The organism is Streptomyces europaeiscabiei, assembly GCF_001550375.1.
GTDB classification, from domain to species: domain Bacteria; phylum Actinomycetota; class Actinomycetes; order Streptomycetales; family Streptomycetaceae; genus Streptomyces; species Streptomyces europaeiscabiei.
Window position 1 is genome coordinate 1 of the sequence record NZ_LRTR01000914.1, and the last position, 19956, is coordinate 19956.

General features: G+C 71.2%; 16 protein-coding genes. 11 read left to right on the plus strand and 5 right to left on the minus strand.

The features are described 5' to 3' along the window. Window positions 1-306 precede the first annotated feature (306 nt). Window positions 307-1488: a winged helix DNA-binding domain-containing protein gene (locus AWZ10_RS45945; RefSeq protein ID WP_060894223.1), complete on the plus strand. Its 1182-nt coding sequence runs from the start codon at window positions 307-309 to the stop codon at window positions 1486-1488. A gap of 316 nt (window positions 1489-1804) precedes the next feature. Here AWZ10_RS45945 and AWZ10_RS45950 read toward each other — a convergent pair whose 3' ends face one another. Continuing rightward, the gene (locus AWZ10_RS45950; RefSeq protein WP_046704251.1) at window positions 1805-2452 is read right to left on the minus strand and encodes a DUF4360 domain-containing protein; all 648 of its coding nucleotides are present in this window, start codon (window positions 2450-2452) and stop codon (window positions 1805-1807) included. Window positions 2453-2767: 315 nt separating this feature from the next. After that, window positions 2768-3082, minus strand: coding sequence for a hypothetical protein (locus AWZ10_RS45955; protein ID WP_037696402.1), 315 nt, complete (start codon window positions 3080-3082; stop codon window positions 2768-2770). A 175-nt stretch (window positions 3083-3257) separates the two neighbouring features. Here AWZ10_RS45955 and AWZ10_RS45960 point away from each other — a divergent pair, with 175 nt between their 5' ends. The 7 genes from AWZ10_RS45960 to AWZ10_RS45990 all read left to right on the plus strand — a co-directional run bounded on the left by AWZ10_RS45960 (window position 3258) and on the right by AWZ10_RS45990 (window position 10922). Next, window positions 3258-3617, plus strand: a complete 360-nt coding sequence (locus AWZ10_RS45960) for an arsenate reductase family protein (protein ID WP_037693911.1) — start codon at window positions 3258-3260, stop codon at window positions 3615-3617. A gap of 159 nt (window positions 3618-3776) precedes the next feature. Continuing rightward, window positions 3777-4478, plus strand: a complete 702-nt coding sequence (locus AWZ10_RS45965) for an RlpA-like double-psi beta-barrel domain-containing protein (RefSeq protein ID WP_046704259.1) — start codon at window positions 3777-3779, stop codon at window positions 4476-4478. Between the two features lie 331 nt (window positions 4479-4809). Further along, entirely contained in the window at window positions 4810-5838 is a 1029-nt protein-coding gene (glnII, locus tag AWZ10_RS45970; protein ID WP_046704252.1) for a glutamine synthetase, read from the plus strand. 97 nt (window positions 5839-5935) lie between these two features. Continuing rightward, on the plus strand, window positions 5936-6901 hold the full coding sequence (locus AWZ10_RS45975) for a DUF6891 domain-containing protein (RefSeq protein WP_060894213.1): 966 nt from the start codon (window positions 5936-5938) through the stop codon (window positions 6899-6901). Between the two features lie 332 nt (window positions 6902-7233). After that, window positions 7234-7869, plus strand: a complete 636-nt coding sequence (locus tag AWZ10_RS45980; protein WP_046704254.1) for a winged helix-turn-helix domain-containing protein — start codon at window positions 7234-7236, stop codon at window positions 7867-7869. Window positions 7870-8035: 166 nt separating this feature from the next. Then, window positions 8036-9061 (plus strand): NAD-dependent epimerase/dehydratase family protein, encoded by a 1026-nt coding sequence (locus tag AWZ10_RS45985; protein ID WP_244172792.1) that lies wholly within the window; start codon window positions 8036-8038, stop codon window positions 9059-9061. A gap of 277 nt (window positions 9062-9338) precedes the next feature. After that, window positions 9339-10922, plus strand: coding sequence for a DUF1996 domain-containing protein (locus AWZ10_RS45990; RefSeq protein ID WP_060894214.1), 1584 nt, complete (start codon window positions 9339-9341; stop codon window positions 10920-10922). A 118-nt stretch (window positions 10923-11040) separates the two neighbouring features. Here the strand turns inward: AWZ10_RS45990 and AWZ10_RS45995 are convergent, their stop codons facing one another. Continuing rightward, the gene (locus AWZ10_RS45995) at window positions 11041-11487 is read right to left on the minus strand and encodes a hypothetical protein (protein WP_046704257.1); all 447 of its coding nucleotides are present in this window, start codon (window positions 11485-11487) and stop codon (window positions 11041-11043) included. A gap of 115 nt (window positions 11488-11602) precedes the next feature. Between AWZ10_RS45995 and AWZ10_RS46000 the strand changes: the two genes are divergently transcribed. The 3 genes from AWZ10_RS46000 to AWZ10_RS46010 all read left to right on the plus strand — a co-directional run bounded on the left by AWZ10_RS46000 (window position 11603) and on the right by AWZ10_RS46010 (window position 17851). After that, window positions 11603-14731, plus strand: a complete 3129-nt coding sequence (locus AWZ10_RS46000) for an alpha-N-acetylglucosaminidase (protein WP_060894215.1) — start codon at window positions 11603-11605, stop codon at window positions 14729-14731. A gap of 394 nt (window positions 14732-15125) precedes the next feature. Continuing rightward, window positions 15126-17081: a hypothetical protein gene (locus AWZ10_RS46005; protein ID WP_060894224.1), complete on the plus strand. Its 1956-nt coding sequence runs from the start codon at window positions 15126-15128 to the stop codon at window positions 17079-17081. 71 nt (window positions 17082-17152) lie between these two features. After that, window positions 17153-17851, plus strand: a complete 699-nt coding sequence (locus AWZ10_RS46010; RefSeq protein ID WP_079104726.1) for a TetR/AcrR family transcriptional regulator — start codon at window positions 17153-17155, stop codon at window positions 17849-17851. A gap of 70 nt (window positions 17852-17921) precedes the next feature. Here AWZ10_RS46010 and AWZ10_RS46015 read toward each other — a convergent pair whose 3' ends face one another. Both AWZ10_RS46015 and AWZ10_RS46020 read right to left on the minus strand, forming a co-directional pair. Continuing rightward, window positions 17922-18278 (minus strand): 5-carboxymethyl-2-hydroxymuconate Delta-isomerase, encoded by a 357-nt coding sequence (locus tag AWZ10_RS46015; protein ID WP_046705945.1) that lies wholly within the window; start codon window positions 18276-18278, stop codon window positions 17922-17924. A 43-nt stretch (window positions 18279-18321) separates the two neighbouring features. Beyond that, entirely contained in the window at window positions 18322-19929 is a 1608-nt protein-coding gene (locus AWZ10_RS46020; protein ID WP_060894225.1) for a fused response regulator/phosphatase, read from the minus strand. Between the last annotated feature and the right edge of the window lie 27 nt (window positions 19930-19956).

Sequence of the window (19956 nt, forward strand, 5' to 3'; positions counted from 1 at the left end):
GGAGTGGATCGGTGGGAACCGGCACACGCCGCCGCCCGATTGTCAGAGGTGTCCGGGAGGATGCGGTGGGGACTTTGGGCTTCGACGGCATCCGGGGCTTCGGGTGCCTCTGAGGGCCTCGGAGGCCTCTGGGGCTTCGAATTCGGAGGGCTCCGGGTCGCGGGACTCCGAGGCCTGGGAGGTTGCGGACTTGGGCTTCCGGGGCCTACGGGACTCCCCGCCTCCTGACCACGGAGCCAGGGCCTGGGGGGCCACGGGCCACAGGGCTTTGCGAACGGACGCGGCGTACGAGTGGAGGCGGTCGGCATGGGTGACGGGCGGCGGTATGTCGGGGTGGCCGAGCGGCGGGCGCGGCTGGGGCTGCGGCAGCGATTGGCCGGATCGGTACGGGCGGCGGGCCCGGAGGAGGTGGCCGATGCGCTGGTCGCGCTGCACGGCTCGGATCCGGCGACGGTGCATCTCGCGGTGGGCGCGCGGCTCGCCGAGCCTGGGCGGACCGTGGCCGAGACGGAGCGGGCGCTGTACGCGGACCACTCGCTCGTCCGGATGCACGGCATGCGGCACACCGTGTTCGTGTTCCCGACCGATCTGACCGCCGTGGTGCACGCCTCGACCGGCATCACGGTCGCCGCGAAGGAGCGGGCCAAGCTGCTGAAGGACATGGCGGTGGCCGGGGCCCCGGACGCGGCCTGGCTGAAGGAGGTCGAGGAGTCGGCGCTGGCCGCGCTGGCCCGCCGCGGCGAGGCGACCGCGTCCGAACTCGCCGAGGACGAACCGAGGTTGCGGCAGCGGTTCGTGTACGCGGCCGGGAAGAGCTACGAGGGGACGCACGCCGTCTCGACGCGGCTGCTGAAGGTGCTGGGGGTGGAGGGCAGAGTCGTCCGGGGGCGGCCGCTCGGGTCCTGGACGTCGAGCCAGTTCCGCTGGGCGGTGGCCCCCGCGCACCCGGAGCTGGACGTGGCCAAGGCCCAGGCGTCCCTGCTGGGCCGGTGGCTGGCGGCCTGCGGCCCGGCGACCGAGGCGGATCTGAAGTGGTGGACGGGGTGGCGTGTCACCGAGGTCCGCCGGGCGCTGGCGGCGATCGGCGCGCGGGCCGTGACGCTGGACGACGGCACCGGGTATGTGACCGCCGACGACGAGGAGCCGGTTCCCGACCCCGCCGAGCCCTGGGCCGCCCTCCTGCCCACCCTCGACCCGACGGCCATGGGCTGGCAGCGACGCGACTGGTACCTCGCCCCTGAACTCCGGCCCGCTCTCTTCGACTACAGCGGCAATGTCGGCCCGACCGTGTGGTGGAACGGCAGGGTGATCGGCGGCTGGGCCCAGCGGCCGGACGGGGAGATCGTCTGGCGGGTGCTGGACACGGAGGGGGTGGGGCGGGAGGCCGAGGAGGCGATCCGTGCGGAGGCTGCGCGGCTGCGGGGGTGGATGGGGGATACCAGGGTCACGCCGCGCTTCCGGACGCCGCTGGAGAGGGAGTTGGCGTGATTTTCACGAAAGAGTGGGGGTCGGTTGTGTGGCGCGTGCGGGTGGTTCGTGGTTGCTCGCACAGTTCCCCGCGCCCCTGAGAGACCAGGCTCTGCGCCCCTGAAGGACCAGGCTCTGCAGGGCTGGAAGGCGACGGCCCCGCGGGCCGGCAAGCACGGGGCTCGGCCCCTGCTGTTCAGGGGCGAGGGGAACTGCGCGACCAGCCCCCACCGGCCCGCGGACGAACAACCCGCCGAGGGGGCCCGGGGGCGCAGCCACCGGTGGGGCCGACACAGACGCCGGGTGCCCCAGAGCAACAGGGCACCCGGCAACCGGCTCACTTGGAGGGGCACTCCTTCCACGCCAAGTGATAGATCGTGCTGATGTCACCGTCGGTGGAGTCCATGGTCATGAAGCTCGTGCTGCTGGCCGGCGACGACCCCCGGTTGACCCGCAACTCGGTGTTGATGTTGAAGTTGCGCTCGACCCCGCAGGGCGCCCAGACCAGTTGGGCCCAGTCGGTCTCGTCCGTGGCCTGCCAGTTGTCGTCGAGGGGGCCGTTGAACGTGTGAGTTCTGGAGGCCGTGTCCGGGGAGCCCTGGAAGTAGTACGAGGCCTTCTCCACGCCACTCGCGCCGCGCTGGAGCGAGGCGAAACCCCGGTAGTCGACGCTGGCGATGGCGTAGGTGAAGCCGCCGGGGACATGGACGATCAGGTTGAGCTGGCAGTTCTTGCGGAACGCGGTGGACGGGGCGCCGCCGCCGACCTGCGCGAGGTAGTTGCTGTAGGTCACCGTGAACGCGGTGTTGTCCGGTGAGACGGCGACCGCGGCCGTGCCCTGGGGACAGCCGGAGCCGTTCACCGTGGCGACCTTGATGATGATCTTGTCCGGGGGCGGGTCCTCGAACGGGGACTCGGCCTGCGCGGGAAGCGCACCGGCGAACAGGGCGGCTACTGCGCCGCCCAGGAGGAGACCACGAACCATGGGGGGTTCTCCCATCAGAGTCATGCGCATGTCAATAGACATGCACGAGAACCCCGCGGCCCGCGGAGACCCAGCCCACGAAAGAGCAGACTGTGAAACAGCTGTGAAGACCGAGGGGCGACCGCATCGTATGGACCTCGGACGGGCAGGGCTAGGGCGATCTCCGGCCAACCCTGGCGGCCGGAGATCACCCCTCCCTCCCCGTCCGCCGAGTCTTCGCGCACGCCGGGACCTCTCGAACGCACCGGTACCGCCCACCCCCACGGAGTGGACGGCACCGGAAATCGGCCGGGCGGCGTCAGTGGCTCTACCGCATCAGCGGCTGTAGCGCATCAGCGCCCGCACCATGTGGCACGTGGTGTCCGACGGCGGGTGCACTCCGATGACCTCCGCCGTGCTCCGGATCGTCTCGTTGCGCGCCTGGTTCGGCATGTGGACACCGGAGTCGAGCAGGGCGATCGCGAGGCGCATGGCCTTCAGACGCCGGTTGTGGGTGACGTACCACTCACGCGGACGGCCCGGCGGCAGCGTGTGCTTCACCACCGGCGCGTAGGGCAGGTCGAGCAGGACGGGGTGCTGGACGGTGGACTGGGTGGGCAACGGCTTCGACTTCAGTGCGGCAGCGGGCACGGACATCCTCCTGTCGCGGTCTGGGCACCGACGGAATCCCCCGTCGACACCCTCGAACACTGCTTCTATTTTACTACTCCCCACTGACAATCGCCCCTGGCCAGGGGGCATCTGAGGGGTCCTGTGACAGAGGTGGAACACGGGTTTTCGCACCCGGTTGGTTACGGTGGGCGGCATGGAGATCTGGATCAATCCGGCCTGTTCCAAGTGCCGCAGCGCGATCAGCCTGCTCGACGCCGAGGGCGCCGACTACACCGTCCGCCGCTACCTGGAGGACGTCCCGAGCGAGGACGAGATCCGCGCCGTACTGGACCGGCTCGGACTCGAACCGTGGGACATCACCCGCACCCAGGAGGCCGCCGCCAAGGAGCTCGGCCTCAAGGAGTGGGCGCGGGACGCCGATTCACGCGACCGGTGGGTCAAGGCGCTCGCCGGACATCCGAAGCTCATCCAGCGGCCGATCATCACCGCGGAGGACGGCACTGCGGTGGTGGCCCGCACGGACGAGGCGGTACGGGACGCTCTGTCCAGGTAGCGGACGGTTCGGACGGCTGGCCCCCAACTTTCGTGTGACGTGGGTTACTTGAGAGTTCGCTGTGACCGTTGAGCAGCTTTGTTCGACATCTCGTACGTAGCGGCGTACTCGTCCGATCCGGCGGCCGATCCGAAGGCACGCCGGGAACAGGAGGCGCGCATGTCGCGTAGGAGAACGCTCGGTACGAAGAAGAAGGTCGCGCTGTTCGTGACCGCGGCGGCGGTGGCGGGAGGCGGGGCCTTCGCCATGGCGGCCACGTCGAACGCGGCGCAGTCCGCGGCGGAGTCCAGTGTCTGTCAGGGGCTGGCCACCGCGCTCGGCAACAACGAGCGGTTCATCGCGGACCAGAAGGCCGAGCCCGACGCCCAGTCGGCGGCCCGGATCGCCAACCGCGAGGCGGTCATCGCCCAGATCAAGGTCCAGCAGGGCGCGTCGGACTGCGTGGTCGGGGAGTCGGCTCAGGGCTCCCAGGCCGCACAACCCGCGCAGCCCGCACAGCCGTCCGCGCCGGCCACGGAGACCGGGGGGTCGGCTCAGGACCCCCAGGGCGACGAGGCCGCGGGCAACGCGGGCGGTGCCGGAAACGCGGGCGGTGCGGGCGGCGCCGAGGCCGCAGAGCAGGTCTGCAACGGCTCCACCGTCACCCTCTCCGGTGAGGGCGGCGCCCCGGCCGCGTCCAGCAACGAGTTCCCGGCCGGTACGAAACTGCGGGTGACGAACCTGGACAACAACAAGTCCACGATCGTCGAGGTCACCTCGGTCTCCGGCAGTTGCGTCCTGCTGAACAACTCCGCCTTCGAGCAGGTCCGGGAACCCGGCAAGTTCCTGATCCGCCGCGCGCTGATCGAGAAGGTGGGGTGACGCCGGCCCGGACGGCGGTGCACCAGGGTACGAAGCGGGCCTGCTCGTAACGGTGAGGTGAAGAGCAGGCGACCGCCGTCGTCCAGGGAGGCCGGCCACCGCGTGAGCGGTGGCCGGCCTCATGTACGCGCCCGACCAGCGCGTCCGACCAGCGCGCCCACCAGGACGTGAGTCGCACCACAGCGACCCCAGGTAACACGGGGTTCACATTCGAGCAACGACCGGGAAATCGCACGTTGACAGGCTGCCCGGCAACAGCGCGGCGTTTCAGTGCCGCAGCGCCGCAGCACCCGCACATGCGCCCAGTGACACACCCCGAAGGATGAGGCCCGTGACCTTCAAGGCTGAGTACATCTGGATCGACGGCACCGAGCCGACGGCCAAGCTCCGATCCAAGACGAAGATCCTCGCCGACGACGCCAAGGGTGCGGAGCTTCCGATCTGGGGCTTCGACGGGTCCTCCACGAACCAGGCCGAGGGGCACTCCTCGGACCGCGTGCTCCAGCCGGTCTTCACCTGCCCGGACCCGATCCGCGGCGGCGACGACGTCCTCGTGCTCTGCGAGGTCCTCAACATCGACATGACGCCGCACGAGTCCAACACCCGTGCCGCGCTGCGCGAGGTAGCCGAGAAGTTCGCCGGCCAGGAGCCGATCTTCGGCATCGAGCAGGAGTACACCTTCTTCCAGGACGGCTCCCCGCTCGGCTTCCCCAAGGGCGGCTTCCCGGCCCCCCAGGGCGGCTACTACTGCGGTGTCGGTGCCGACGAGATCTTCGGCCGTGACATCGTCGAGGCGCACCTGGAGAACTGCCTGGCGGCCGGTCTCGCCATCTCCGGCATCAACGCCGAGGTCATGCCCGGCCAGTGGGAGTTCCAGGTCGGCCCGGTCTCCCCGCTGGAGGTCTCCGACCACCTGTGGGTGGCCCGCTGGCTGCTCTACCGCACCGCCGAGGACTACGACGTCGCCGCCACCCTCGACCCCAAGCCGGCCAAGGGTGACTGGAACGGCGCGGGCGCGCACACCAACTTCTCCACGAAGGCGATGCGCGAGGGCTACGACGCGATCATCACCGCGTGCGAGTCGCTGGGCGAGGGCTCGAAGCCGCTCGACCACGTCAAGAACTACGGCGCCGGCATCGACGACCGCCTGACCGGTCTGCACGAGACCGCCCCGTGGAACGAGTACTCCTACGGTGTCTCCAACCGTGGCGCCTCGGTCCGTATCCCGTGGCAGGTCGAGAAGGACGGCAAGGGCTACATCGAGGACCGCCGCCCGAACGCCAACGTCGACCCGTACGTCGTGACGCGACTGATCGTCGACACCTGCTGCACCGCGCTCGACAAGGCCGGCCAGGTCTGATCCACCGGGCTCTTCGGGCCCGAGCTTCCGAGAGGGCGTCCGCCGATTGCGGTGGGCGCCCTCCGGCGTTGTCGGTGGGGCGTGCCATGGTGGGGGCATGAAGATCCAAGGGGGCGACGACCTGAGCGGCACGAACGAACTCGGCATCAAGGTCGCGACGGAGAACTGGGAGAAGCACGCCCGGATCCCGGCGGAGCGGCTGCGTGAGCTGGTGTGCCGGATCGGGGACAAGGGCGACCGGTTCCTGGTCGTGCAGCGGATACCGGACGTCCCGGACGTCTTCGTCCAGGTCTGGCACGAGCGGACCGACGACGACACCGACGGCGAGTACCAGCTGGAGCACCGGGAGGGCCGCGACCGGTTCTTCAGGGCGGTCCTCACCGACCCGGAGCGGGTCGCCGAGGCCATGACGGGCTGGGCGCGGCGGACGCCGGGCTGGGAGACCGGGATCGACTGGACCCCGCTCGACCACGACGCCCCCGAGGAGGTGCCGGAACTCCCGGACGACGTCCGGGAACAGGTCGAGGAGCGGGTCCGGGAGCTGCTGCGCTGCGGTTACGACGACCGTGCGCGGCTCAGCGAGGCCGCCGAGGAGCATCTGGTCGACGGCGACACGCGGCCCGTCTCCCGTGCACAGGCCCGGCAGCTCGTCGACCGGCTCTGGGTGGAACGGCTCGCCGAGCAGGAGACCTGGGACGGGGTCACCGACCCCGAGCGGATCACCCGCGCCTTCGAGTCGCTCGAAGCGGCGCACGGCATCACCGCCCGGGAGAACTTCGCCTGCTGCCGCAACTGCGGTACGACCGAGATAGGCGCCGAAGGCGCGCCGGACGCCCGGGGGTTCGTTTTCTTCCACTCGCAGTGCACGGAGAGCGCCGCCTCCGGGTCCGGACTGACACTGCTGTACGGCGGGTTCGACGACGACGCCGGGACCACGACGGCGGTCGGGCAGCAGGTCGTCGCGGCGCTCGCGATGGAGGGACTGTCCACGCAGTGGGACGGTGATCCCACCAAGGCCATCACCGTCACCCCGCTGGACTGGCGGAAACGCCTGGTCGGTTGAGGTCACGACACACCCCTGTCATGTCAAAGAAGCGTCCAAGCAGTGAGAGGAGGCTCCTGTAGCGGGCGTGTGTCTGCTTCAATGGAGCCATGGCCAGCTTCCAGAACCGACGCGCGACGGGTCGCCATGACCTCGAGCCCTTCTGGCCTTCCCGTCAGCACCACGACTTCGACCGGGTGTGTTGCCGCGCGATGAACGCGCCGGCCCTCTAAAGCCGTACACCCCGGCCTTCGGTCGGCGCGGAACGACGTACGTCCCTCGGCGGGGCCGATCACGAACTCGGTCGCCGAGGTCTCCCGGACGAACCTCTCGCGCGAAAGAGCTGACCTCTCATGGCGAACACCCGTTCTCTGTCGACCGCCACCCCGCTGACCTCCGCGTCGGGCTCCGCGCCCGTCGCCGTCCCCTCGCCGGGCGCCTCCCCCCGGCACCGGCTGCGTGCCGTGGGCCGGGACGAGGTCGTGGACATCACGGACTTCCTGCCGCCGGGCGCGACATGGCTGCCCGCTCCCCAGCACACCCTGCCCACGCTGCCGGGCCGGCCGCCGATGGTCGGCTACCTGGTACTCGTACCGGCCGACCAGCAGCCGCCGGTGCTGCCGTTCGTGGTCGCGGACGAGAAGGCCGTCGACCACGCCGGCTCCGCCGCCGGTGCCGGTTCCGGCGAAGCCGGGGACGAACTGGTCCGCGTCGACACCGCGCAGCGCACCGCAGAGGTCGGCGGACGGCCGCTCGACCTCACCTATCTGGAGTTCGAGCTCCTCGCCCATCTCGTCGCGCATCCGAACCGGGTGCACACCCGCGACCAGTTGGTCACCACGGTGTGGGGCTACGGGCACGTGGGCGACGGCCGGACGGTCGACGTCCACATCGCCCGGCTGCGTCGCAAGCTCGGCGGGGAGTTCCGCCAGGCGATCCAGACGGTGCGGCGGGTCGGGTACAAGTACACGCCCCCGCTGGGCCGTTGACGACGGATCCGCTCGCACCCGGCCCGGCGGACCCCCTGAGGGGCCGGACCTCCACAGGCTGACTCCCCTCGGGCCGGCTCTCATCGGGGCCGGATCCTCTGCGAGCGGATCTTCTGAGAGCAGATTCCCGTTCCGTACCTGCCACCCGGCGGGCAGAGTCGGCGGTATGAGACTTCTGATGCTGGGTGGTACGGAGTTCGTGGGCCGGGCCGTCGTGGAGTCGGCGCTGGCTCGCGGCTGGGAGGTGACCGTCTTCCACCGGGGACGGCACGCGCCTCCGGCCGGGGTGCGGTCGTTGCTGGGCGACCGCACCGCACCGGACGGGCTCGCGGCGCTCGTCGACGCCGCCACCGCCGCCGGCTCCGCTTCCGGCGGGGGCGGGTGGGACGTCGTCGTCGACACCTGGTCGGCGGCGCCGCGAGCCGTCCGGGACACCGCGCGCCTGCTGTCCGGCGTGGCCGAACGGTATGTGTACGTGTCGAGTTGCTCGGTGTACGCCTGGCCCCCGGCCGCCGGGTACGACGAGCGGGCACCCCTGGTGGACGGCGCGTCGGCCGACGCCGACGCGACGGACTACGCCCGTGACAAGCGGGGCGGGGAGCTCGCCACGGTCGAGGCGTTCGGCGCCGACCGCTCGCTCCTCGTGCGCTGCGGGCTGATCCTCGGGCCGTACGAGAACATCGGCCGGCTGCCCTGGTGGCTCAACCGTGCCGCCCGGGGCGGCCCGGTCCTGGCGCCCGGCCCTCGGGACCTCCCCCTGCAGTACGTCGACGTCCGCGATCTCGCCGCCTGGATCCTCGGCGCCGCGGAGCAGGGGTCGAGCGGCGCCTACAACCTGATGGGCCCCCCGGGCACGACCACCATGGGCGAACTGCTCGACGCGTGTGTGCGGGTCACCGGCGGGGCGGCCGAACTCCGGTGGACCGCACCGCAGTCGATCCTCGACGCCGGGATCGAGCCGTGGACACAGCTGCCGGTGTGGGTGCCCGAGGGGAGCGACCTGCACGACGCGCTGCACCGGGCGGACGTGTCACGGGCCGTACGGGACGGACTCCGCTGCCGGGACGTGGAGGAGACCGTACGGGACACCTGGGAGTGGCTGACGGGGCTCGGCGGGGTCGCGCCGCGGCGACCGGACCGGCCGACGGTGGGACTGGACGCGTCGGTGGAGGCGAAGGTACTGGGCCTCTAGACGACAATCGGCATGGCGACGGCGGTTCTGGCGTATCTTGGCCAGGGCCGCCGAAACTCCCCCTTCACGGACCCCACCAGGGACCTTCACCGCGCACACACCGTAGGGGATCGGCAACTCCCGGTGTCCACCGGGGTGTTGAAACCAGTTTGTCCCACGAATCTCTCATCAATTTCTGAGTCGGCTGAACACTCCTGGGACTCCCCGCGTATTCGATGGCGCCGCTTCACTCCTGTCGGGCGCCTCGATAGCCCCGCAAGGAAGTCAGAGGAGTTCCATGGGACGCAACACACGCAAACGACGTTCGCCGCTGGCCGTTCGGGCCATTGCCGCATCCGCGGCGCTCGCGGTCGCGGGCGGCGGCCTGGTCTGGGCGAACTTCTACGCCTCAGCGGGCGAGTCGAAGTCCAAGCCCAACGCGACGCTGGCCTCCGCTCAGGTGGCCACCATCGCCTGCCCGGACGTCGGCCAGAAGCTGACGAACGTGCCCAAGAAGGCGCGCGCGGGTGTCGCCAAGGAGCTGGCGCTGCTGGACCGGCAGATCACCGAGGCGTACAAGCGCCTGGCTGACACGCGCCAGGCCCAGGCGGGCGACGCCAACTTCGTCAACAACGCCATTCTCGGCCCGCTGAAGTCCAAGCGGACGGCCACCATCGACCGGATCGGCATCAACATCCGGCGCGTGGGTGGCCAGGCTCCGCAGGGCATGGCCCAGCTCGCGGCCTGCCAGGGCAAGGCCGACCAGGCTCAGACCAACGCCGGCGGGGGCCAAGGTCAGAACCAGGGCGGCAACCAGGGTCAGAACCAGGGCGGTAACGGCCAGGGTCAGAACCAGGGCGGTAACGGCCAGGGTCAGAACCAGGGTGGTAACGGCCAGAACCAGGGCGGTAACCAGGGTCAGAACCAGGGCGCCAACGGCCAGGGCGGTAACGGCCCGGTCGCGGGTGACTTCCAGGACATCACGAAGGTCCAGCCCAACGGCGGCCCGAAGGGCGTGAACGGCAACGGTCTCGCCGCGAACGGCAACGGCGGTTCGAAGGGCACGTTCACCACGAGCTGTGGTATCAACCAGAACGAGCTCCGCAACTCGGACAACGTGATCGTCGCCCCCGGTGTCAGCAACGGTGCCCAGCACCAGCACGACTACGTCGGCAACCAGAGCAACAACGCCTTCGCGAGCGACCAGGACCTGGCCAACGCGCAGACCACCTGCCAGAACCAGGGTGACAAGTCTTCGTACTTCTGGCCGGTGCTCCGTATCCAGGACGGTTCGAACGACATCGACGCCAACGCCCCCGGCGGTGGCGTGGACAAGAACGTCGGCAAGATCGTCGAGCCGAGCCAGGCCCAGCTGAAGTTCGTCGGCAACAAGAAGGGCAACGTCGTCGCGATGCCGCAGGCCCTGCGCATCATCACCGGTGACGCCAAGGCCTTCGTGAACGGTCTGAACAACGCCAACACGAACTGGAGCTGCACCGGCTTCGAGGACCGTCAGCTGACGGACAAGTACCCGATCTGCCCGCAGGGCAGCTCCGTGGTGCGGACGTCCTTCTTCCAGAGCTGCTGGGACGGCCAGAACATCGACAGCGCCAACCACCGCACGCACGTCGACTTCGTCGAGGCGGACGGCAGCTGCTCGAACGGCTTCCAGGCCATCCCCCAGCTCCAGGTCCGCCTGGTCTACAACATCCAGGCCCCGCAGATCCAGAACGGACAGGTCGTGAAGCCCTTCGCGGTCGACTCCTTCCCGGAGAACCTGCACAAGCCGATCACCGACCACAACGACTTCATCAACTTCTTCAACCAGCAGACGATGAACAAGGTGGTCCAGTGCATCAACGGCGGCCAGAACTGCAAGTAGTACCGAAGCACTTCTGAGTCACCGAAAGAAGCCGGCGGTGGGAGGTTCTCCCACCGCCGGCTTTCGTCCTGCCCGGGCCGCGTCCGCAGGCGCGGGACGCGGTCCGCGTCCCGCGCGGTCAGCCGCTGTGGCTGTTGTGGCTGCCACCGGGGTTCATGTGCGCGGACCCCTCCTGCATCTCCCCGCCGAGCGTGCCCTGCAGCCCGCCCACCGTCTTCTTCTCGCCGACGGCGACCCACTTGCGGCCGACGAGGTAGTAGCCGCCGTAGTCCTTGGCGCCGGAGAGCCACTCCGCCTGGCCTCGGTCGGTGGCGAAGGTCGCGAGGACGAACCTGCCGTCGAAGTCGCCGTCCTTGTTGGTGCACAGGGCCTGGCGGATGGTGTCCGCGTCGGTCTGCATGTCCGGCTTGCAGCCCACCTCGCCCGCGATGTGCTCCAGCGTCCCGGTCGCCGTCTTGGGCACCGCGGCCTCGGCGTCGTCGCCCGAGCCGCAGCCGGTCAGCCCCAGCAGGGCGGCGACCGCGCAGGCCGCGCTCCCCGCAAGCCTCATCCTCGTCAAACTCATCCGTACCTCCGGGTCCGTTCAGGCGACGTGAACTCGCCAGCTCCGTGCGCACCGTTGTTCACGGACGGTCGCCCAGTTAGCGTGCCGCCACTGTCGACACAGGGGGCACACAGACATGAACAGTCCGTCGCGACGCACGGTGCTGGGCTCGGCCGGTGTCATCGGCCTCGGAACCCACCTGCAGTGGTCGGTCCCGGCCCACGCCGCAGAGAGCCCCGGCGAGGGCCCCGCCTTCGATACGGCTCCCGCGCGCTCCGCGCTCAATCGGCTGCTGCCCGGTCATGCGGGACAGTTCCGGCTCAGTCTGCTCGACCGGAGCGCCACCGTCGACCGGTTCCGTGTCACAGGCACCACCGGACGCATCCAGGTACGGGCCACCACACCGGCCACTCTGCTCATGGGTGTCCACTGGTACCTCAAGTACGTCTGCGGGGCCCACCTCGCCTGGAACGGCAGTCAGCTGAACCTCCCGAGCCGCCTCCCCGCGCCCGCCCGCCCCCTGGAGAGATCCACCGCCCTCCCCCACCGCTTCGCCCTCAACGACACCAATGACGGCTACACCGCCCCATACGCGGACTGGCCGTACTGGGAGCACCAGATCGACCTCCTGGCGGCCCACGGCTGCAACGAGGTGCTGGTCATCGCGGGTATGGAGGCCGTCTACCACCGGCTGCTGAAGGACTTCGGCTACTCCGACGAGGAGTCCCGGGCGTGGCTGCCCGCCCCCTCGCACCAGCCCTGGTGGCTGCTGCAGAACCTGTCCGGCTACGGCGGCCCCCTCTCCCCCGAGCTGATCGCCCGCCGGGCCGCACTGGGCCGGCGCATCACCGACCGTCTGCGCGAGCTGGGCATGTCCCCCGTGCTGCCCGGCTACTACGGGCACGTCCCCAAGCAGTTCGTGCAGCGCAACGGCGGTGACGCGCACGTCGTCCCGCAGGGCATCTGGCACGGCTTCGAACGCCCCGACTGGCTGGATCCGCGCACCGACGCCTTCGCCCGTGTCGCCTCCGCCTTCTACGGCCATGTGAAGGACGTGTACGGCGAGGCCGCCCACTTCAAGATGGATCTCCTGCACGAGGGCGGCACGGCGGGTGACGTGCCCGTCCCGGACGCGGCCCAGGGCGTGGAGCGCGCTCTGCAGAAGGCCCACCCGGGCGCCACCTGGGTGATCCTCGGCTGGCAGGAGAACCCCCTGCCCGAACTCCTGGACGCCATCGACAGGTCGAAGATGCTGATCGTCGACGGTGTCTCCGACCGCTACGCCAGTGTCACCGACCGCGAACGCGACTGGGGCGGCACCCCGTACTGTTTCGGCACGATCCCCAACTTCGGCGGCCGTACGACCATCGGGGCCCGCGCCCACCTGTGGAACGACAAGTTCTTCGCCTGGCGGGACAAGGCCCACAGCGCGCTGGCGGGTACGGCGTTCATGCCGGAGGCCACCGACCGCGACCCGGCGGCCTTCGAGCTCTTCTCCGAACTGGCCTGGACACCGAGGAAGCTCGACCGGCCCGCCTGGTTCTCCTCATACGCCGACTTCCGCTACGGCGGCCGCGACGACTTCGCGCGCGGGGCCTGGCGGGCGCTGCACGACACCGCGTACCAGCAGCAGGCCGTGGAGCGCAGCGACCCGCACGACTCCCTGTTCTGCGCCCGGCCCGACCTCGCCGCGAACCGGGCCGCCGAGTACGCGCCGAGGACACTGACGTACGACCCCGGTCGTTTCGACGCGGCCCTCGCCGGGCTGCTGGGCGTGGCGGGCGGGCTGCGCGGCAATCCGGCGTACCGGTACGACGTGGTGGACGTGGCGCGGCAGGCGCTCGCGCACCGCGGCCGCCAGTACCTGCCGCAGCTGCGGGCGGCCTACCAGCGCAAGGACCTCGACACCTTCCGTGCCCTGTCCACTCTCTGGCTGCGGCTGATGCGGCTGTCGGACGAGGTCACGGGTACGAACACGGCGTTCCTGCTGGGCCCGTGGGTGAACGACGCGCGGCTGATGGCGACGGACGACGCCGAGCGGGCGGAGTTCGAGCGGACGGCGAAGGTCCTGATCACGGTGTGGGGCGGGCGGGCCACCTCCGACACGGGTGATCTCCACGAGTACGGCAACCGGGAGTGGAGCGGCCTCATGGCCGACTTCTACGTCCCGCGCTGGGAGAAGTGGCTCGACACCCTGGAGGACGCGCTCGCCACGGGGACCGCTCCGGCGGCCGTGGACTGGTTCGCGTTCGAGGAGCCGTGGACGCGGGAGCGCAAGGACTATCCGCTGCGGCCGGTGGGTGACGCGTACCGGACGGCGGCGCGGGTGCGTGACGTGCTGGCGCGGGCGCCGTACCAGGGGACGCTGACCGTCACCGCGGAGCCGCCGGTGCTGCCGCCGGGCGGGAGTGCGCGGCTGTCGGCGGTCCTCCGCAATGTCAACGGGCTGCGGGCCACCGGGCGGGTGGACTTCGCCCTCGGCGGCTTCGACGGTACGGCCGAGCCGGAGGGGCCGACATCGTTGCCGAGCGTTCCGGCGGCCGGGTCGGGGACGGTGCGCTGGCGCGCGGACGCACCGGGTGCGCCGCTCGACCGGCCGCTTCGGCCCCTCCCCTACGCGATCACGGTCAGGTACGGGCCCAAGGGCGAGAACCGGGTCGAGGGGCGCTTCGACGGGTCGCTCTTCGAGGCGGGGCCACTGGATCCGGGGTGGAGCACCTACACCGGCAACGAAGCCGTGTTCGGGCAGATGGAGGACCGGTTCGCGATCGACGGGGCCGGGGCGGATCTGTGGCGGGGGACCTCGGAGTTCGGCACGGTCTATCGGGCGGGGGTGTTCCGGGACGGTACGTCCGTCACGCTCCGGGTCGATTCCCAGGCGGCGACCGGGAACTGGGCGCGGGCGGGGATCGTGGTGCGGAACCGTCTCGGTACGGCCGGGTCGGCGGGGTTCGTGAATCTGGCGGTCACTCCGGCGAACGGGGTGGTGTTGTCGTACGACAGTTCGGGGGACGGGACGCTCGATACGTATCGGCGGATCACGGGGGTCAAGGCGCCGGTGGTGTTGCGGTTGAGTCGGACGGGCACGGGGGCGTACACGGGTGAGTGTTCCACCGACGAAGGTGTGACCTGGCGGGTGGTGGCCACGGTGGCTGTGCCGGGGGCGGTGGGTGAGGGGCAGGACGTGGGGTTGTTCATGAGTGCGACGAACGGGGGGAACGGGGCGCGGGGGTTGGTCGAGTTCAGTGGGTGGTCCCTGACCTAGCCTTTCTCGCCCCCGCCGCCCCTACCCTTCCCATCCCCAGGGGCGCTGCCCCTTCGTCCCCGAACGCGGGGTGGGTTGTCCGGGGGTGGGGGTGTCCAGGGTGCGTGGGTGTGTGCGGGTGGGTGGGGGCTGGTCGCGCAGTTCCCCGCGCCCCTGAAAAGCAGGGGCTGCGCCCCGTGCTTTTCGGCCCGCAGGGCCGTCGTTCTCAGGCCCGCGGGGCCGTGATCTGTCAGGCCCGCAGGGCCTGGTCCTTCAGGGGCGCGGGGAACTGCGCGATCAGCCCCCACCGGACCCGCACCCGCCGACGCGCAGGCACCCCCCACCCCATGGGCGCCCCGCCCCACCCAGCGGAGCGCTCAGGTGACCATCTGACCATTCGCTCGTTTTGTTGAACGTGCAGTCACAGGATGTCGCCCCGCGCCCCGCAACTTCCCGCGCCCAGGAGTCGGTCGTGGACGTCGAGCAGGCGGAGGCCGCGCTCGTCGAGCACTATCCGCGTCTGGTCCGGCTCGCCTATCTGACGCTGCCGTCGAGCCTGGGCCGGAACCGCCGCGTGCTGACGGCCCACGCGCTGACGCAGCGGGCGCTGCCCAGGGGGCGCAGGTCGGCGACGCTCATCCCGGCGCAGTCGACAGGAGCGGGGACGGTGGCGGGCCGGGAGCGCAACCCCGGGTACGCCCTTGTCCGGCTGCGAGTCGTCCGCACCGCCCTGGAGGCGGGACTCCCGCTGCGGCGCAGGGCGTGGCCGAAGCGGTCCCAACTGCCGCCGCTGCTCCCGCACGTGTGGGGCCTGCGGCTCTTCCCCCGCTCGGGCGGTGCCGACGAACTGGCTCTGGACCAGCGGCTGTCGGCGCTCACCTCCCCGGCTCGCGCGGCCTACGTCCTGCGCGGTCTGGAGAAGCTCCCCGACCCAGCGATCAGGGCGCTCCTCGAAGAGGCCGGTGTCGACGATCCGGCCGCGGCGCTGAAGGAGGCCGGCTCCGTGCCGGCGCAGCAGTACGCACTGCTCTCCTCCCCCGAGTACGACCCTTGTTCGCTGCACGCCCGCCCCACCGATCTGATGCGCCGGCGCCAGCACATGAAGGCCGCGCTGGCCGCCACGGCCGCCGTGGTCGTGTGCGGGGCGCTCCTCGGGCTGCCCGGGGAGGGCTGGGGGCCCGACGGCGCGGCGGCACCCCCGTACGCGCGGAACCCGGCGGCCCAGGCGGCCCTCGATCCGGGCCGGTTGACGACGGCGACGACCACGGCGTGGCAGGCGACGGGGCGCAGCGACTTCACCACCTGGCCCGCGCGCGGCGATCTCGTCAAGGACAAGGCCCTGCTGCGGCGGGCCCTCGCGGTCTGGGCCCGCCCCGGCGAGTCCGTGCAGGTCGCGGTCACCCTGGGCACCCAGGCAGGGCCCCCGCCCGGCCCTCCGCAACTGCTGTACGCGGGGCAGGTCGACAACCTCCGGGTCGTCCTGCTCCACGACGGCCTGCGCATCGCCCGATACGCGGAGCCCCTGGACGACCCGGGCGTGGCCGCCCTCGACCTGACCCGGGTCGACGGGGCGACCGGCGTCGGCGCGAGCGCCCTGGTGCTGGACCGGACGGACGGCAACGTCCGCTATCTGACGGCCCCGTGGGTGCGCGAGGCGGGCGTACGGGACCTGGCGAAGCCCGACGCCGCGGTGCGCAGGCTCGCGCTGACGAAGGACGGGACGACGGCCCCGTTCGCCGGCCCGGCGGTGCGCACCGGGAAGTGCCGGTCGTGGGACGTCCTGCAGCTGACCGATGCCACGGGCGGTACGCGGCTGCTGACCGACCTGTTGGAGGTGACCCCCGCGCATCTCACGGTCGGCCGCCCTTCGGCCGCCTCGCCAGGTCGTGACGCCTCCGCCGCGCCGGCGGTCTGGGCACCCTTCGCCTGCTCCCTGGCCGCCGCGCGGTCTCAGGGCGTGCGGTCCGTGAACGCCTGGCAGTTCGCCCGTCAGCCGCTGCCCGACGGCAGCGGCCGGGCCGACTGGGTGTGCACCCGCACCGAGACCTGGCGAGGCGCGGGAACCCGGGCACTGACCCAGTTCGACACCGCGGCCGGCGCGTACGTCACGGCCGCCGCCGACGAGGTCCCGGCCTGCGGACCGGCCGATCCGCACGTCCTGGCCGCCGGGCCCTGGAAGTCCGCGGCGGGCGACTCGTACCTGCTCGCCGCCGGCAGCAGGGGGACCGTCTCCGTCGAGCTGAGCGGCCAGGTGAGCGGTTCGGCCCGGGGCAACCTCCTCGCCGTGCCGACCGAAGAAGGCGCACAGGCCGAGTTGCGGGGCACGCTGGCGAACGGCCGGGAGATCGGCGGACTTCAGTCGGCCGGGTGACCGCTCACGGATCGAACATCGCTACGCGATCCAGCCCATGGCGGGCTGGAATCAATCGGTAGGGTGTTCGTATGCAAACCGGTACGCGCCGCAGGATGGGTGTGGAGGAGCGGCGGCAGCAGTTGATCGGGGTCGCCCTCGAACTGTTCAGCCGGCGCTCGCCCGACGAGGTCTCCATCGACGAGATAGCGTCGGCGGCGGGCATCTCACGCCCGCTCGTCTACCACTACTTTCCAGGCAAACTCAGCCTGTACGAGGCCGCTTTGACGCGTGCCTGCGACGATCTCGCGCACCGTTTCGTCGAGCCCCGTGAGGGCCCGCTCGGCGCCCGGCTGCTCCGCGTCACGCACCGCTTCTTCGACTTCGTCGACGAGCACGGCCCCGGATTCTCCGCCCTGATGCGCGGCGGCCCGGCCGTCGGCTCCTCCCGCACGAACGCCCTCGTCGACGGCGTACGCCAGGCCGCGTATGTCCAGATCCTTTCGCACCTGGACGTCGACGCCGTGCCCGCCCGCCTCGAACTCGTCATCCGCTCCTGGATCTCCCTGGCCGAGTCCACTGCCCTCGTCTGGCTCGACGGGCGCCGCATCCCGAGGGAGGAGCTGGAGGTCCAACTCGTCCACGACTTCGCGGCCCTCGCGGCGGTGAGCGCGGCCCAGGACGAGGGGATGGCGGGCCTGCTCCGCAGAATGCTCGCCGAGGAGCCGTCGGACGGCCCGTTCAGCGATCTGGCGGGGTGCCTGGTGGCCTTGGGGCGCGCCGACATCTAGGGGCGCGGGGAACTGCGCGAACAACCACGACGCCCCCGCATCCGGCAGTCCCCCGAAGCTCCAACGGCGCCTAGATCTCGAACTTCCGGTACGAGGGATCAAGGTCGCGTACCTCCGCCGACGCATGAAACGCCAGCCCCTGCCCCACCTTCACGAACTCCCGAAGCAGCTCCAGCACGTTCTCGGTCAACGTCACCTTGGTCACGTCGGTCCGCCCCGCGAGCAGCCCGAGCGTGACGTGCACGATCGCGTGGCCGTCCGTGTCGGGCCCGACCACCGTGTCCTCGGTGGCCCGGAACTGCGTCTTGCACGCCTCCGGCTTCGCGGCAGCGGTCCGCACGACCTCCTCGTGCAGGGCCTTGGCGAACGCGGGCCGGTCAAAGCCCTCGGAGAGAACGGCGGAGTAATCCACGGTGATCTGCGGCATGGGACGCCTCTCTTACAAGGTCAACTACAACAAGGCAACCCGGTCAGCCTAGCCGCAGGCGCAACGCGAGCATCGCGATGTCGTCCTCCCGGTCCCTGCCGAAACAGTGCAGCAACGTGTCGCACAGCGCGACCGTCCCGGCCGGGGCGCCCGCCGCGGCGGCCCGCAGTTGCTCCAGGGAGAGCGAGAGATCGATCCCCCGGGTCTCCACGAGCCCGTCCGTGACCATGAGCAGCCGATCCGTCGGCCACAGCACCGTCTCCGTGGGCTCGGGCCGGTCCAGGCCGAGCCCGAGGAGAGGCCCGGCGGCCTTCACGTACTCGGCCTCTCCCGAGTCGCGGACGATCAGCGGCGGGATGTGGCCCGCGTTGGCGATCCGTACGCGCCCGCTGCCCGGCTCGACCAGGGCCAGACAGACCGTGGCGGTGACGTCGGGGTGGTAGTGCTGGAGCATCCGGTCGAGCCGCCGGGCGAGCGCCGCGGGGTCGGACTGCTCCACGCAGTAGGCGCGCAGGGCGTGCCGGATCTCGACCATCACGGTGGCCGCGTCCAGCGAGTGCCCGACGACGTCGCCGACGGCGGTGAGGACGCCGTCGGCGGTGGACAGGGCCGCGTAGAAGTCGCCGCCGATCTCGGTCCGGCGGGACGCGGGGACGTACCGGACGACCACTTCGAGGCCGGGGAACTCGGGTACCCGCTTGGGCAGGAAGCTGTGCTGGAGGGTGAGCGCGACATGGCGCTCGACCTGGTACATGAGGAGGGGCTGCGCGGCCAGGGCGGTGGCCTGGGCGAGACGGGCGACCAGGCCCATGGCATCGGATGCCGTGCCGCGGGCGCCGTGCACGGGTGTGGCGACGCAGACGGGTGTGCCGCTCTCGGTGCGGGCCAGGACCAGACGGGCGTCCTCGGTGACGCCGGGCCGGAAGAAGCCCGCGGGCCACAGGGGTGCGGGGACGACGGTGTCGTGCGGCCCGGGGTCACCGTCGGTGACACGGCGGATGAGCCGGGCCACGGCGTCGTGCGCGCCGGCGTCGGGGAGGGTGCTGCGGGCCCGTGCCCGGGAGGTGCCGCTGCAGAGGTGGCCGTCCTCGCCGAGCACGAACACGGCGGCGGGCGACCGGGTGAGCCGGGCGGCTCCTTCGGCGGCGGCTCCGGCCAGCTCTTCCAGGGTGCGGGCGGCCTGGACGTCGACGATGGTCTCGGACAGCAGGGTGAGCCGTCGTACGAGGGCCTCGGCGCCGTTGCGCATACGGGCGCCGCGGACGGCCGCGCGGACGACCGCCTGGATCTCCTCCGGCTCGGCGGGGACCGTCAGATAGGCCTCGCCGCCCGCGTCCAGTCCCCGGCAGCGGTCGCTGGGGGCGACGGAGGCGGCGGAGAAGTGGACGACGGGCAGGGCCGCCATCGGGGGTTGCGCCTTGAGCAGGCGGCAGAATTCGAAGCCGCTCATGTCCGGGAGGCCGACGTCGACGAGGGCCACGTCGGGCAGGGCTCCCGAGCGGAGCCGCAGGTCGAGTTCGGCGAGCGCCTCACCGGCGCTGGCCACGGGGACGACGCTGTGTCCGGCCCTGCGCAGCACCGCGCCCATCGCGTACCGGCCGGCGGCCGCGTCGTCGACCACCAGCACCGTGGTTTCTGCTGCGTCGGCCATCAGGCTCATGAGGCTCTCGTCGTCGCT